Source organism: Paenibacillus sp. FSL H3-0329 (assembly GCF_037963285.1).
In the GTDB taxonomy this organism is placed as follows: Bacteria; Bacillota; Bacilli; order Paenibacillales; family Paenibacillaceae; genus Paenibacillus_AQ; species Paenibacillus_AQ odorifer.
Map to the genome: position 1 here is coordinate 3,935,325 of NZ_CP150150.1, position 16,255 is coordinate 3,951,579.

Genomic DNA, 16,255 nt, shown 5'->3' on the forward strand with positions numbered 1-16,255 from the left:
TCACTTCAAATGTCTTACTTATTATTTCACTACTTCACTACTTCATTATCCTTCAGCATTTTGTCGCCCTCTTCTTGCGATTTCCTCAAGGTCTCATCAATGCTCATCTTGTTTTGCTGGTTAAGCTGCAAATTAGGGGCCAAAGCATCAGTCTCCATCACGGAATATCCAGGATGGTTCGGACGAACCTTGGCGAACTCCAACGTTTCCAGAAACGGCTGCCACTTTGGATCATCCTTGAAAAATGGATCTTCCATCGATGGCTTATAACCCGGCAGGTTTAGACTCGTCTTTGCCCAGAGCAACGCGTTATCTTTGTTCGCTGTCCACCATTTGATGAACTCCCATGCTTCTTCCTTATGTTTGGAGCCTTCTGGAATCACTAGCCCAAATCCACCCATGACACTACCTTTATCACCATTTGGTCCGGCTGGAGGAGGAACGATTCCATAATCCAGGTCTTTACCATATTTGTTATAGGTGCTGAGCATCCACGGACCGGAATACAGCATAGCCACTTTACCTGTGACAAAAGCATCTTGCCCTTCACCAAGTCCAAGTTCGAACCCTACTTTATACACTTTGTCCTTGTTCATTAGGCGATCCCAGAACTCAAGCACCTGCTTGCCCTGCTCATTATTAAAATTGGTCTTTCCATCCTCCGTAAGCATGGTGCCGCCAGCCTGTTGGAGATACATATTAAAAAGTCCCAAATCTCCCATAGAAAAACCTGCGGTCTCCAATTTATTGCCATTCCATTTCGTTAGCTTCGTAGCCGCTGCCTCTAACTCATCCCAAGTTGTTGGAGGCTGAAGTCCTGCCTCTGCGAGCAGCTTCTTATTATAGAAAAGAGCACGGGCATCTACTGTAAGCGGCAGCCCATATAATTTGTCATCGTATGAAAGCTCCCGTAGGGATTCACTGTAGAAATCATCTTCGGAAATACCGTCACGCGTTAAGTATTCATCCACCGGATGCAGTACATTTTTCGGGGCATACAGCGAAGTTCTCCAACGGTCCCAAAACAGTACATCAGGAGTGCCGCCATTGGTCGCAGAAGTTAGGAATTTCGTGATCATATCCTGTTGCAGCACATATTTTACGTGAATTTTATCCTGCGATTTATTAAAAGCATCCACCATGGTCTCGAATTGCTTCTGCCCCTCACCGCCCCAATCTCCCCAGAAGGTAAGCTCTGTCTTTTTCCCGGTACTGCTCCCAGCTTTGCTTGTGTTTCCGGTCTCTTTGTCCGCAGATCCGTTATTACCACCGCAGCCCGCAGCAAGTGTAGTAGTCATTACCAAAACAATGGAGGTAACCAGCCATTTTTTCATGTTCTCTATCCCCTTTAGAGTCGATTATAAAAACCTTGTTGGTCTCAACCGCGCTTAATTTGCCTACCACAGCGCATGAGTACAAGCTCACAGAACATCATGTTTGCCCAAGAGAACCATGGACGTGTAAATTCATCAGGATTATCCACATGAAACCCTTCATGCATAAATCCAGTTCCAGCATCCGTCTTCTCCAGCAGATGAAGTAAGACCTCCTGTTCCTCTATGCTGACAGATGTCATTCCCTGTATCGCTAAAGCTATGGGCCAGATATACCGATTTGGCGTATGCGGACTTCCAATGCCAGCAGCCTCTTTTCCTGCGAAAAAATAGGGATTAGTGCTACTTAAAATAAGTTCACGGGTATTCTTATAGATAGGATCATTAGCAGTCACATAACCCAAATAAGGGATGGAGAGAAGACTCGGTACATTTGCATCATCCATAATATTCACCTGTCCCAGACCATCTACTTCATAGGCATAGACCGCCCCAAACTCTGGATGTTCTACAATTCCATACTCACTTATTCCCTTATTGAGCTGGTCAGATAGTTTTCTAGCTTTCTTTTCCAGCTCCTGATCACCTAAAATCTCACGGGCAATTTCACACACATATCGTAAAACAACCACCGCGAACATATTGGCTGGAACCAAATACCCATATTCACAGGCATCGTCACTAGGACGAAATCCAGACCAAGTCATTCCGGTATAAGCCGTCAACGTCCCTTTGCCTTCTCGAGCTAACGTATCCGTGGGCGGACAGTTCATCCGTTGAAAAAGATATTTTGAATCGCGCTCATGGTTCTGTTCGGTAGTCCATAATGTTATGATTCTTTCTATGCCCGTTACAAATGACTCATTAAACTGACTTGTGCGGCCCGAATTCTTCCAGAGCAGATAACTCAGTTGGATTGGATAACATAACGAATCAATTTCATATTTTCTTTCCCAGACTCCCGGGCTCATCTCTGTCAGATCCTCTTGGTGACCATGCCCACTTTCTTCTTCATTGAATGCGTTAGCATAAGGATCAAGCTGGATGTAAGTAAATTGTCTACGTACAAGTCCCTCAATCATGTCTGCAATTTCTTCATCTTCGGAGGCAAGGATTAGGAAAGGTCTGACCTGTGCGGCGGAATCCCGTAGCCACATCGCTGGAATATCCCCGGTAATAACAAAAGTGCTTCCGTTTGGCATTCGTTTTAAGGTTGTGTTCCAGGTGTTAGCCATACATTTCTCGAACATGTCGGCTAATTTCGGACGATCACTCAGCTGTGCTTTTACGCTAGATGCCAGTTTTTGCATCGACTCGGGTATTTCTCTAGTTGCTTTCAGTTATAATACCCCCTTTTTCTTTTGAGCTTTGAAGCGCTTTCATTGATTAGTATATTGTCATGTAATTAGTATGTCAATATGTTTATTTATTATAATAATATATCAATACATCTATAAAGATAAATATATTTCTAAAATAAATAAAAAAACCCATCCATAAAGATAGGTTTTCATAACAACTAATATATGTTTAATTTGGATAATAACCCAAATTTCTATTTAGAGCTGGATTGTTTAGCAGAGCTTGTTGATTCACCAGAAATCAACTCAGCTTCCAGCATTATCTTATTGGACACACTTTGCCCGTTCATAATTCGCAATACATTTTCTACTGCGAGTCGCCCCATCTCTTCTTCATTTTGCCGTAAATGGGTAAATGCATAACCCGAACCGAGTGGAGTTGGCGGACTATCAAAGCAAATGATCGAAATATCTTCTGGAATCCGTAGCCCAAGTCGTTGGACCGCAGTTCTAGCCAGCAGCGCAATATTATATTCCACAGCAAAAAGCGCTGTTATTGTTGGATTCTTTTGCAAATGAGAAATAAGCCGTGAAATGTCATGTTCAATATTCTCATCGTTGAAGGAATCCGGTAGTGTTGAGGTCAAATCGCTGACCCACAATCCCTTGTCTACAGCTATCCCCCGCTCTGCATGCGCTTGAATAAATCCTTCTACCCGCTCTTCAAGAGCTGTGGTATCCGCTGGAGGTGGAGAGAGAAAGGAGATGTGAGTATGCCCGAGATCAAATAAATACTCCGTACCTTTGAGTGCAGCCTGCATATTATCAGTACTGATCGATGCTGCTGCCACTCCTTTTAAATGGCGATCTACCAGAACTAGCGGGAAGCGCCCTATCACCAATTTTAGAATCTCAGCATTAAAAAATTCGCCTTGAGCCGGAAAAATGATCAGACCATCTACACCTAAGCTGAGCAACTTCTGAATAGACTTCTCTTCGTTCTCCGGGACCCCAAAGGTTCTTCTTAAAACCAGAAAACAATCATTATCACGTGAAGCCTGCTCCATGCCATAAATCAAGCCTGTGCCATAGCTGTTGCCAAAGTCGGTAATAACCAGACCGATCGTCTTTTCCTCATGGTTAAAGGAATTGAAAACAGTTCCGTCGGAGACCGTCCCCGGAGATATTGCTGATTCCATGTAATCGACTGCTGGATCAGCCACAAATGAACCTCTTCCAGGTTTTCTCACAATTAATTGTTCCGCGGCGAGCATTTCCAGAGCTTTTTTACTCGTAATCCGACTAACATTATAGGCTTCAGCCAGTTCTTTCTCAGAGGGAACCCGTTCCCCTTGTCCATAGGATTTATTAACGATAAGCTGCTTCACTTCATCAAATATTTTTTCATACATCGGTTTGGATGATGTTGTCTCACTCATGACTTTCGTTATCTCCTGACTCTAATTTTTTCATCTTATACATAATAATATATCATGATATATTAAGTTTGTCGACATTTGTGCTGCTGCTGCAAAAAAAGAGGGAGGAAGGATGTATGGTGTAAAGTGGAAAAATACAAATATTCATATATAAACAGAGATAACCCGTATTCAGCGAATGCGGGTTAAATAAAGGCTAAGTAATCGATAAGCTGTTGAAAGGCAACTGCTCCATGTTCAAATTCGTTCCCAATGATCCCTTTGGTCGGGAATCCTAATCCATCCTTGTAAAAAATAAAAGCCTTCTCCAGATCGTCCACACCTAGTGTTATTACTGTAATCCGGGGTTTCATCTATATCGAGCCTCCTATTTTCGTTTCATTACATTGTACGGATGCGCTCATAAATTGCATTTTTACTATATTCTTAGATAATATCAAACCGTATTTCATCTAACAAGTTTTTACACTTTTGTCCATTTGTTCTTTTTTTATTCAAAAACAGCTAACACAGGTCTATCGTAAATTGCTGTTCAGAATATATAATAGAGACTATCTGGTATAGAAAGGAAGTTGAATAGTTAATGAAATTTAATGATTATCGCTATGAGCGCCCGGATGTAGAGAAGTTCAAACAGGATTTTAACAACCTGCTTAAAGATCTCAATGACACCGAGCCATTAGAAGTGCAAAAGGCTTCCGTTACCGCTATTAACAAGCTTCGCAATGAGTTTGACACGCTGCAGACATTGGTTAGCGTTCGCCATTCGATCAATACAACAGATGAATTCTACAAGGCTGAACAGGAATTCATGGACGAAATTGGGCCTATCGTTCAGGAATACATAACGGACTATTACAAAGCACTCGTCAATTCCAAATACAGAGCCGAATTCGAACAAGAATGGGGCACACAGCTGCTTCAGCTTGCAGAAGTAGCTCTGCGTACTTTTAGTCCAGAAATCATCGAAGATTTACAATTGGAGAACAAACTCTCTACAGAATACGCTCAGCTTATCGCGTCCGCTAAGATTCCATTCGAAGGCGAAGAACGCACACTGACTCAGCTTACTCCTTTTGAATTGTCCACGGACCGTGATATGCGTAAACGTGCTTCACAAGCCAGATATGATTTTATGTCTGAACATGAAAGTGAATTTGATCGAATCTATGACGAGCTAGTTAAAGTCCGTGACCGCATTGCTAAAAAGCTTGGTTACAGCAACTTTGTGGAGCTAGGTTATGACCGGATGATGCGGACCGATTATAACGCCGACATGGTAGCCAACTTCCGCAAACAAGTTCTGGAGCATATCGTACCCGTCTCCCAACAGCTTAAGAAACGGCAGACTGAACGTCTAGGCCTGGATGCCTTGAAATTTTATGACGAGAACTTCAGCTTCAAGACTGGCAACGCCACTCCTAAAGGAGATCCTGACTGGATTGTAGCTAACGGATCAAAGATGTACAAAGAGCTCTCTCCGGAAACTGATGAATTTTTTACTTTTATGTTGGATAACAATCTAGTGGATTTAGTAAGTAAAAAAGGAAAGCAAGGCGGCGGCTATTGTACTTACTTCAGCCAATACCAGGCACCTTTTATTTTCTCGAATTTCAATGGAACCTCAGGGGATATTGATGTCTTGACCCATGAAGTGGGGCATGCCTTCCAGGTGTATGAAAGCCGAAATATTAATGTACCCGAATATGCTTTTCCTACTTATGAAGCCTGTGAGATCCATTCCATGAGCATGGAGTTTTTTGCTTGGCCATGGATGGAATTGTTCTTTGAAGAGGATGCAGACAAATACCGTTTCAATCATTTGGCAGATAGCCTTCAGTTTATTCCTTACGGAGTTACTGTAGATGAATTCCAGCATTTTGTTTACAGCAATCCTGAAGCAACCCCTGCTGAACGTAAGCAAGCATGGCGAGAAATCGAGAAAAAATATTTGCCGCACCGCAATTATGAAGGTAATGCTTATCTGGAACAGGGTGGATTTTGGCATAAGCAAGGCCATATCTTCGCTTCCCCGTTCTATTACATTGACTATACACTAGCACAGCTATGTGCCTTCCAGTTCTGGAAACGCTCAAATGAAGATTTCAAATCCGCTTGGAGTGATTATTTGGAGTTATGTCAAGCCGGAGGAAGCAAATCCTTTATCAAGCTAGTTGAACTTGCGGGCCTGACTTCACCTTTTGAAGATGGCTGCATTAGCTCGGTCATTGGGGAGATTGAAAGCTGGTTAAACAGCATTAATGATAAAGAACTTTAATAATACCTTGCAGTACCGATAAAAAAGCAATCCCTGCTTCTTAGCTGGGATTGCTTTTTTTTGCACATCGAGGTTATTTAGCGATAACGAATCAACAAGTCCAGTGGATAACGACCTGCATTACGGCCATACAAAGCTAGCCCGCCGTCCTCTGCTTGCAGCTCCAAACGAAAAACACGATTGCGATCCAGCTTCGCTGCTAACTGCCCCGGTACACTTGCCTTGCATAGGTAGCCGTAAGATCCAGCCTCATCCAGCTTATTCGCTATTGGCTGATAATGCCAAGACAAAATCCCTCTGCTATCAGCCGGATCATCCGGTAAATAGAAAGAACCAATCCGCTGCCCATCCACCAGAACGTTCACTCGGGAAGGATGACGCTCTTCATCCGTCATATAATACGTATTCGGATTATATTCCACCCTCGCATCTGCCCCATGCATAAGATCAAAGCCCATATCATTAAGCTTCGTACCTTCAACATGCCGCGCCAGCAATCGTTTAGCACTTGCTTCGAACATGATCTCAATCTCACCAATCATCGATTTATCTGCTGCATCTGGCAGTGTAACCTCATATACATAATGACCTTGCCCAGCACCATTAATCTTAGATCCTTGGATAGCATCCCATTGATGCTTAAAGTTATGTTCGGTATAAGCTCCCACTGGAATTTTTATAAATTCTCCTTCACCTTTAAACAATACAGTGTTATTACCGCCTCTTACATCGAAAGTAATGAAATTCCGCGTGATCACTTCACCCTTCTCATTAATCAGAGAAACAGCAAGTATTGCAGCCGCCTCCTGACCAGGCATTGTAATGTTCAAAGAAGGAAGTATAGTGTTTCCAAAGTTATCCCATTTCACAGACATATGTCCACTTTGCGCAGTGACCCGAGTCCCCAAATTGTCGTACCACAGTTCCCATTTCAGCTTCAAATTATGACCGTGATAGCTGTCCGCGAAGCTGGAACCTAGCAAAGGTACTTTAACACTCTGCCCTGCTTCTACTGTCTGGCATGGAGGAGCATCTATCACGATAAAATCTGGAGAATGCAGATCCGCAATCGTCATCCCCGGAACAAAATCCCCATATCCAAAATCCTTATCGCTCCCGTCTAGCCGGTAATAACCATTGAACTCATTCGTAACATCACGGAATTCAGTAAATACGAATCCACATAGCTTATCATGCCGCCGGAATTCATTCATCATATAGCGGTAATGCCATGCCAAATCACTGTCCCCTGCACCACCTTCGATCCCCCACACGTTGCCGCATTCGCTGTTCATTAGAGGTGCATCTGACTGTACGTTGCCGCCAATACAGTTAAACTCCGACCCTGGGAATGTTTTATCTACAACCTCATTCATGTGGGCTTGCAGCTGCTCGTAACCATTAATGTAAAAGTGCCATGTATTAATATCCGATTCCACATGATCATAATTACAAGGCGAGTTATCCTCAACAATTCTAGTCGGATCAAGCTGCTTCGCCCAGCGATATTTCTCCCGCACCCATTCCTGTGTCTCTTTAAGATAACTACTCTGCTGCTGTACATCACTTGTGAGGCCAGCCTTCTGAGCATCTGTCTTCAAACCCCAGGTCTCATTGAACATAACCCACGAAAAAATAGATGGATGATTATAATCTCGTTCAATCACCTCAAGGGCTTCACTCTCATAGGAGGCTCTGGCTTTGTCATCTGGATTACCCCAGAAACAAGGCATATCTTCCATAACAAGAATGCCAAGCTTATCCGCCCAATACAGCTTACGGGGTTCTTCGGGCTTGATATGAATTCGCACCATGTTTAGTCCCAAACGTTTCATTAGATAAATTTCATCCCGCATGTCTTCATCCGTTGGATAGGTGAAATAACCTGTCTTGTGATAGGACTGATCAAGAGTGCCGTTCAAATATATCGGCTTGCCATTTAAGGTGATCCACCGATAATCACGATCGTCAAAGCGGGCAGTCTGAATTTCGCGAATTCCAAAATAAGTGCTGACTGTATCTGTACCAAACGATCCACTAAGCTGCAGTTCACCTTCGTATAAATAAGGAGTTTCTGGACTCCACAAATGCGGATTGGGAATATCGATAGACAGCTTACATTCGTTCTCCCCTGCTATAAGCTGCAGCTTCTCTGTATGAACAACGGAATGATCAGCGAATTGCAGCGTAAAATCTGCCGAACCCGTTTCATGCGAATTTATTCTTGTAGTTATAATCACCTGTCCATCTATACTGGTCACAAACTTTGCATCTTTCATATAAGTTTCGGGGCGTGCTTCAAGCCATACAGGCTGCCAAATTCCACGGATTTCTCCATATCCTTGTTTGCCCCGCGCTTGATAAGCATGATCGGAATCCTCAGCTCTTACGACAATATTATTCTCACTGTTAGCTGCCCAGTAAGGTGTAACATCAAATTCAAATGAACCATATCCACCTTGATGTGAACCTACATGTTCTCCATTTATCCACACATCACATGAATAATCTACTGCCCCAAAACGTAAAAACAATCGTGTTTGTTGGTCGATAGCCTGCCCATTCACGGTGCGTCGATACCAGCCGATTCCTTGTTGATCGCAGCCAATTCCGGATAAGGGACTTACCCAAGAAAAAGGTACAGTGATCATTGAATCGTAAGCGATTTCAGGATTGGAGTACCATAACGCCTTCATACCTTCGTTGTTCGGATCAAAGTTAAATAACCATTGCCCATTCAAATTCATCCATTCCTGACGTTGCCAATGTGGATGAGGGTGTTCAGATCGAGGAATCTCAAGTGTCTCAGAAGCTAATATAGAAGTTGTCATTTGGCGAGCACAGCCTTTCAAAATAAGAAGTTGAGCCCATTTTAGCACCAGTATATGATTTTCGCAATGTTTATTATGATTTTACAATATCCACTCTTCATTGTACAATAACCTCAACCCATCCTAAACGAAAAGGAACAAATATGATGAATGATATTTCACAAGAAACGATACGTTATCCCGCGTCACGCATTTTAGATGTAGCTAAAGCACTGTCTGGTGACGTCCGCGTCCGCATTCTTGAAGCCCTTGGCGAAAAGCCTATGAGTGTCAGTCAATTAGCTGAGACGTTAGGTGTAGCTCAGCCAACCATATCTATCAATGTGCAGACATTAGAACAGGTTAAACTTATCTCGTCTACGCAAGGAGCAAATCGCGAAAAAATCTGTGCGGTTACCTGTCGCTCTATTCATCTCGATCTCCCTTCGAAACTAGGGGATGGCCTGCATCAAACCGAGGAAATACATATGCCCATCGGCATGTTCTCCCGCTGCTCCATACAACCGTCCTGTGGGATGGCTGGAAAAGATGGTGGCGTCATTGGCTCCCAGGATGATCCAAGAGCATTCTACATGCCTGAACGAGTCGATGCCTCACTCTTATGGTTCGCGGAAGCGGGTTATGTCGAATACTATTTTGCCAACCCCCTGCCTCCAGGCGTCGAGTTGGATGAAATCCGCATTTCGGCAGAAGTATGCTCAGAAGCCCCTTCGTTCCGAGAGGATTGGGCCAGTGATATCAGCTTATCCATCAATGACCAGTTAGTCGGGACTTGGACTTGCCCCTCCGATTTCGGTAACCGCAAAGGGAAGCTGACCCCTGAACGTTGGAGAAGTGGAACTGAATATGGAGCTCTTACTACATGGAGTGTCTCTAAATCGGGCAGCAGCTGTAATGGTTCTCTCTCATCTTCCACTACAATCAGCTCTTTAAAGCTGGCGTTTAATGAACCTATTCGTGTACGTTTTGAAATTCGGGAGGATGCACTCAATAAAAGAGGATTAAATCTGTTCGGAAGTGGGTTCGGGGACTATGCCCAGGATATTATACTGGCATTCGTACGACGTCCGCAATGAGGATAGAAAGGCAAGAAGTGCCTCGTAAGAGGATCCAAATGTTCACTAGCTTCAAGAAGAAGATCAACAATGGATACACACTTCCAGCCCTAGCCAGACGTACAACTCTATTTCATACCAGTAGACGCCTTATTTTGCTTCAACTTTTTTTAGATTCTCAGTGACCCTGAAGGTTACAATCTTGCTAATTAATTCATAAGGCATAGGCTTATCAATGGGAAATTGAACGGAACCTTTAGCACCTTTATAGCCTGATAATTCATCTTTAAAAGCATTAATTCCACTTGGTGTGGGGTAGAATCCAATATGCTTGGGATAAGCAGCGAAATGCACCAAATTTCCGTGTAATGCAAAAGTAGGCATCTGATAGCTTATTTTTTCCTCTGCTTCCGGTGCCGCCTCTTTTATCACCTTTCTTAACGTATTAAGGATTTCCTGAACCTCAAGCGAAAACCCGGAAATATAGGCATCGATCGATTCATATGTGATTTTACTTTCATCCATGATATAACTCCTCTCTGGATCATCTCCACGATTTGCATAAATGAAGGGCTGCTAAAGCCTCAGCTTCAGTACTTTTGAACAACATCTTATCGCCTTGATTGCATTCGTAAATAAAATCATTCAGACTTTTGCTGTTATAGCTTGTAAATTCTCCTACGATAGCAACTCTCATCTGATAGTTTGTATATTTTTGAGCAATCTCACCAGCAATTCCAGACTTTAGCTCGAAAAAATCATCCGTAATCTGTTCCTTCCTCAGAAGCATTTTATCGCATCCTTGGTATTTCACATTCATCATTAAGTCTAAGGCATCCCTTACATTATTGATAATGATCTCTTCTCCAGAGATTATAGCTACCGTTGAATCATTCTTATCATCCACTGTGATTTTCATTCAAGACTACTCCTTTTCCGCGGAGAAATTCTGCAACATTATGATTACTCTGCTTATTCGCAACCGACCATACAGATTCACCACTTTTAATTTTAGCAGAAATGTCGGCGTCATGTTCGATTAACAACTCTATTAGTTCTACATTATCCGTATGAAAAGCAGCAGAATGTAGGGAAGTATATCCATCACTATCAAATATATTGGTCTTGGCCTGATGTTGCAAAAGAACCCGGATCACCTCCATATTTCGCTCACCAGCAATTGCCGCATGTAATGCTGTGTTGGATGGAATATAGCTGATTTGGGAATGTGACACTGCATCAATGTCAGCACCATAGTCTAACAAAACCTGAACAGCTTCCACTTTACCAAAATGCGCGGCATAACCAAGCGGTGTAAGACCCTCGTTATTCTCCATATTCGCAAGGTACGGATGAGCTTCCAGGATTTCTTTCAGCCGTTCTACATGGCCTGATTCTGCTGCCTGAAATACATCATTAATGAGTGGATTTATTTCCATAGATTTCGCCTCTTTTCTAATTATCGTATAAACGATCTAAGTTATTTTTTCTGGATAACTAGCCATTCTCCTGCTTGGCTAACCATAAAAAGAAAAGAGGACTCGTTCAATGTTCTTTGAACGAATCCTCTGTCTTCATCACAATTTCTGGAGCTTAGTAGATTAAATTAAATCCGACTTTTCAAGTAGCCGCTTCACGATCTCTGCAACCTCAGCTCTTGTCATATCATCTTTTGGAGCAAGCCCTTTACTGCTTCTTCCCATGATAATGCCTGCCTGCAAAGTGTCAGTAACTCCACTGATCGCCCAGTTAGAAACCTCACTACTATCTGTAAATGGAGCTAACAAAACGTCAGCCGATTGAACAGAAAGCTTAGTCTGTAGCGCTGTAATTTTCATCGCTTTGGCGATAATTAACATCGCTTGTTCGCGGGTAATATGTTCATCAGGGCGGAACATACCATCTTCAAAACCATTGATTAATTGATAAGCAAATGCTGTGTTGATCGCACTGTTATGCCAATCCGTGGTCTTTACATCTGAGAATGGTGTTGCAGCTTGTTCCATCTCAAGTCCCAGACCGCGTACAACAATCGCCGCAAACTCTGCACGGGTAATGGCTTGATCCGGAGTAAATTGACCATTACCTGTTCCCTCAATGACTAATCGAGAGCCCATATCGTTCACTGCCTCTTTTGCCCAGTGATTAGCCACATCACTAAATTCAAGCGGATGCCAGATTACGGAGTAAGTACCTCCGCTTAAGCTGTTGATAGTAGCAAAATATTTGCCATCAATTACAACCACTTTAGTAGGTACATGGTGTACCGAACCTTCGGAATCAACATACACTCCAGTTGTAATCTTGTTCGGGTCCATCCCCTCAGGAATGGCTATGGTACGTTTAACATACGTATTGAATTGGGAAAGTTCAATACTCTTATCTCCGTAGATACCTCTGGCCGTAAAATTAACTGGCGAGGAAACTAATGAAAAGGATCCTTTTTGCGCAGCTGCTTCTAAAGCTTTAACTTTATCGGCTGTAGGGGCGCTAATTTCAATCTGTATCTTAATATCTTGCAAAGCTACCGACTTGCCGATTTGCTCGTTCAAAGCGTCAATATTAATTTGCTGAGCAGGCAGTGTAAATGTCGCATTTCCTGTTTTGATCTCAAGAATTGCCTGATTACCCTGCATATTTTTAACCATTTGTCCGTTTAGTTCGCCAACTATAACATCAGATTTACTATTTGCAGCGATAGAAACTACCGTACCTTTACCTTCAGTGGCGAGCTTGTCCTCTAGCTTCTTCTGATCTAACACAATGGTGGTTAACGTTTGCTCATTCCGTTTACCATTCGTTGCGGTTCCCACTGTTTCCGCTTTACCATTGATTAGGATGGTAGCATCATTTACCACATGTGCCGGAGTTGCTGATGGGGTTGGTTGCCACGGAACAACAACATCACCACCAGATGAAGTGCTAGGAACAACTGCATTGGACTCAGCAGAGGATTCGCTGATGCCAGCTTTATTGATTGCCTGTATCGTGAAGGTATAGCTTGTTCCATTCGTCAAACCACTGATTGTCAGCGGACTTCCAGTTCCCGTAACCGTCAAACCTCCCGGATTAGCAGTTACAATATATCCTGTGATTTCGCTGCCTCCATCGTTCACCGGCGGTATAAAGGTGATGATTGCTTGACCATTCTCTGCAGTTGCAGTTACAGATGTTGGAATTCCTGGTGCTGTAACTGGCTTAACAGTAGCCTTCACAGTGACGGTTGTAGAAGCCGTATAACTTCCATCTTTCGTCGTTACCGTAATGATGGCTGTTCCCTCACCAATCGGAGTTACTACTCCATAAACAACCTTAGCTACTGTCTCATCGCTGGAGCTCCAGATCACACCTTTATTTGTCGCATTAGCAGGTGCTACTGTAACTTGTAGATTACCGTCGCCTTCACCCACCGTTAAGTTAAGTTCTGTCTGGTCTAAAGTCACCCCAGTTACGATAACGCTAGGTGGCTTAGGAGCGGCTACATTTACTGTGGTTGAAGCCTTAAAACTTCCATCTTTCGTCGTTACCGTAATAACAGCTGTACCCTCTCCAACCGGAGTTACCACTCCGTTTATAACGGTCGCAACTGTCTCATCGCTGGAGCTCCAGATCACGTCTTTATCCGTTGCATTGGCAGGTTCTATTGTTGCTTTTAGGAGTCCATCAGCTTCTCCAGCTGTTAATTCCAGTGTCTCCTGATCTAGCTTCACTCCAGTTACGTCCACAACCGGCGGGATTGGAGCACTTACACTAACTGTGGTTGAAGCCTTAAAACTTCCATCAGTAGTCGTTACCGTGATAACTGCTGTACCCTCTCCAACCGGAGTTACTACTCCGTTCACAACGGTCGCGACTGTCTCATCGCTGGAGCTCCAGATCACGTCTTTATCCGTTGCATTGGCAGGCTCTATTGTTGCTTTTAGGAGTCCATCAGCTTCTCCAGCTGTTAATTCCAGTGTCTCCTGATCTAGCTTCACTCCAGTTACGTCCACAACCGGCGGGATTGGAGCACTTACACTAACTGTGGTTGAAGCCTTAAAACTTCCATCTTTCGTCGTTACCGTAATAACTGCTGTACCCTCTCCAACCGGAGTTACTACTCCGTTCACTACGGTCGCGACTGTCTCATCGCTGGAGCTCCAGATCACGTCTTTATCCGTTGCATTGGCAGGTTCTATTGTTGCTTTTAGGAGTCCATCAGCTTCTCCAGCTGTTAATTCCAGTGTTTCCTGATCTAGCTTCACTCCAGTTACGTCCACAACGGGTGGGATTGGGGCACTCACATTTACTACAGACGAAGCAGTAAAACTTCCATCAGTAGTCGTTACCGTGATGATCGCTGTTCCAACGCCAACTGGAGTTACCACTCCGTTTACAACGGTTGCAACAGTTTCATCACTAGAGCTCCAATTTACTGTTTTGTTCGTGGCATCAGCAGGTGTTACTACGGCACTAAGTGTGTCCCCTGCTTCTCCTTGTGTTAAACTCAGTGATGGTTTATCCAAAGACACTCCGGTTACAATTACATCCCCCGTATTGTTTACCGTCACATTAAAAGTGTAGGTGTTGTTTAATGTTCCATCACTTACTTTGACTGAAATCACACTGGTGCCAAAAGCATTCGCTGCGGGTGTTATTTCTAAAGTTCGTTGCTCACCACTTCCACTTATTTTCAGTCCATTATTCGGAATTAAGAGCATATTCGAGGAAGTAGCTGATACTTGTAGGTCATCTCCATCCACATCGAGGACCTTAAAGGATCGTGAGACCGACTTGTTTTTATCGGTTGTAGTATTCCCCATAAAACCTGTGTCCTGCTTCCAGGTTGCCCCAGTAATTGTACCGTTCTTAAGGGGAAGACCAGAAGTATTAATAGCGACATTCCCATCATTGCTATTCGCTAATTTATAGTTTAAAGCCAGATTAGGCTCCGAGCCTGTCAAGTCGACATTCATTTCTCGAACAATATCACTTTGAGTCTTGGCTTTACTCCAGAACCTCACGTCTCTCATTCCACCGTTATAATCTCCGTCCTGTCTCCACGTGCTTTTTCCAAGCCAGTTATTCGGACGTGCAACGTTGCCTACAGTACTTAAATCCATAGCCCCTTCTGCCTTAAGTACACCATCCCAATAAATCCGTCCCTTTTTCTGACTGTGATCATAAACAATCGCGACATGAACCCATTTAGAAATCGGGAAATCCTCAGTGACATTAATATCTCCCTTATTAGTGTAGGCAGTGAAATTCATCCGTTTGCCGTTAAAACCCACAAAAATATTGTGGTTCTGCTCTGCGATCGATGATTCAAAAAATCTCATCCAGGTCTGAAAAGCATCTACCTTCAAAAATCCTTCAACTGTAAAAGAATTCCCATAAATCCGTTGATCCGGGAAGGTCACATAATCCCCGTTACCGTCAAAACTAAGATAGTCCCCACCATTTAGTTCTGTCAGATAAGGTGCATCGTTCACTGGATTTACAGTAATTACGGCTATACCCGGATCTGAGCTGAACGCGGCAGATACTGTGGTATTCGCATTTTTTTGATAATTTTGATAACCTGATGCTGTCGTATCCCATAGCTTAAAGCTAATGGAAGCAGTTCCGTTCCAGTCTTTAGCCGGGACAAAACGGATTTTCTCCGATTTCAGCAGCAGAAAAGCATTACTGTTCGACACCGGCTCGATATTATACCAAATTCTTCCCACCGTGTTGTAATACTGCCAGGCCCCTTTGGTATTATCTAAAGCTACTACAGCAATCCCTGTTGACGCTGGATCCGATACTTTTCCTGTCAAAAAGCTGGCTACCTCAACCCCTGCGTTGGAATAGTCATCTTCATTGATGGACGTTATTATAGCTGGGCTATTCTCGATCCAACCGAAACTAGCTTTTGCACTTATGATTGGAGTTTGCATAGGACCCACCCCCTGCACCACAAGTCCAGTACATAACGAAATACTAATGCCTATTTTCATAAATGATGGCTTCAAACTCTATTTCCCCCTCTAGCA

General features: G+C 43.3%; 10 protein-coding genes and 1 pseudogene. 2 read left to right on the forward strand and 9 right to left on the reverse strand.

Going from position 1 to position 16,255, the window contains the following annotated elements:
* Positions 1 to 29 precede the first annotated feature (29 nt).
* The 4 genes and pseudogenes from NSQ66_RS17340 to NSQ66_RS17355 form a co-directional block, all read right to left on the reverse strand.
* The gene (locus NSQ66_RS17340; RefSeq protein ID WP_076142464.1) at positions 30 to 1,334 is read right to left on the reverse strand and encodes an ABC transporter substrate-binding protein; all 1,305 of its coding nucleotides are present in this window, start codon (positions 1,332 to 1,334) and stop codon (positions 30 to 32) included.
* Between the two features lie 44 nt (positions 1,335 to 1,378).
* Entirely contained in the window at positions 1,379 to 2,644 is a 1,266-nt protein-coding gene (locus NSQ66_RS17345; protein ID WP_076142462.1) for a glycoside hydrolase family 125 protein, read from the reverse strand.
* Positions 2,645 to 2,889: 245 nt separating this feature from the next.
* Positions 2,890 to 4,074 (reverse strand): GntR family transcriptional regulator, encoded by a 1,185-nt coding sequence (locus NSQ66_RS17350; protein ID WP_076142460.1) that lies wholly within the window; start codon positions 4,072 to 4,074, stop codon positions 2,890 to 2,892.
* Positions 4,075 to 4,292: 218 nt separating this feature from the next.
* Positions 4,293 to 4,427, reverse strand: a pseudogene (locus tag NSQ66_RS17355) (VOC family protein); the annotation flags it as partial.
* Between the two features lie 230 nt (positions 4,428 to 4,657).
* On the opposite strand from NSQ66_RS17355, the gene NSQ66_RS17360 reads away from it, so the two are divergent.
* Positions 4,658 to 6,352: a M3 family oligoendopeptidase gene (locus tag NSQ66_RS17360; RefSeq protein WP_036688094.1), complete on the forward strand. Its 1,695-nt coding sequence runs from the start codon at positions 4,658 to 4,660 to the stop codon at positions 6,350 to 6,352.
* Between the two features lie 77 nt (positions 6,353 to 6,429).
* Here NSQ66_RS17360 and NSQ66_RS17365 read toward each other — a convergent pair whose 3' ends face one another.
* On the reverse strand, positions 6,430 to 9,183 hold the full coding sequence (locus NSQ66_RS17365) for a glycoside hydrolase family 2 (RefSeq protein ID WP_076216094.1): 2,754 nt from the start codon (positions 9,181 to 9,183) through the stop codon (positions 6,430 to 6,432).
* 143 nt (positions 9,184 to 9,326) lie between these two features.
* Between NSQ66_RS17365 and NSQ66_RS17370 the strand changes: the two genes are divergently transcribed.
* Positions 9,327 to 10,259 carry a helix-turn-helix domain-containing protein gene (locus tag NSQ66_RS17370; RefSeq protein ID WP_256719439.1) on the forward strand — a complete coding sequence of 311 codons (933 nt, stop codon included), beginning with the start codon at positions 9,327 to 9,329 and terminating at the stop codon, positions 10,257 to 10,259.
* A gap of 129 nt (positions 10,260 to 10,388) precedes the next feature.
* Here NSQ66_RS17370 and NSQ66_RS17375 read toward each other — a convergent pair whose 3' ends face one another.
* The 4 genes from NSQ66_RS17375 to NSQ66_RS17390 form a co-directional block, all read right to left on the reverse strand.
* The gene (locus NSQ66_RS17375) at positions 10,389 to 10,763 is read right to left on the reverse strand and encodes a DUF1801 domain-containing protein (RefSeq protein WP_141118621.1); all 375 of its coding nucleotides are present in this window, start codon (positions 10,761 to 10,763) and stop codon (positions 10,389 to 10,391) included.
* A 19-nt stretch (positions 10,764 to 10,782) separates the two neighbouring features.
* The gene (locus NSQ66_RS17380; RefSeq protein ID WP_036688100.1) at positions 10,783 to 11,157 is read right to left on the reverse strand and encodes a DUF4180 domain-containing protein; all 375 of its coding nucleotides are present in this window, start codon (positions 11,155 to 11,157) and stop codon (positions 10,783 to 10,785) included.
* Complete coding sequence (locus tag NSQ66_RS17385) at positions 11,138 to 11,677, reverse strand: ankyrin repeat domain-containing protein (RefSeq protein WP_076142456.1); 540 nt, start codon at positions 11,675 to 11,677, stop codon at positions 11,138 to 11,140. The genes NSQ66_RS17380 and NSQ66_RS17385 overlap by 20 nt, the downstream gene beginning before the upstream one ends.
* Positions 11,678 to 11,839: 162 nt before the next feature.
* Positions 11,840 to 16,219 carry an Ig-like domain-containing protein gene (locus NSQ66_RS17390; RefSeq protein WP_339279322.1) on the reverse strand — a complete coding sequence of 1,460 codons (4,380 nt, stop codon included), beginning with the start codon at positions 16,217 to 16,219 and terminating at the stop codon, positions 11,840 to 11,842.
* Between the last annotated feature and the right edge of the window lie 36 nt (positions 16,220 to 16,255).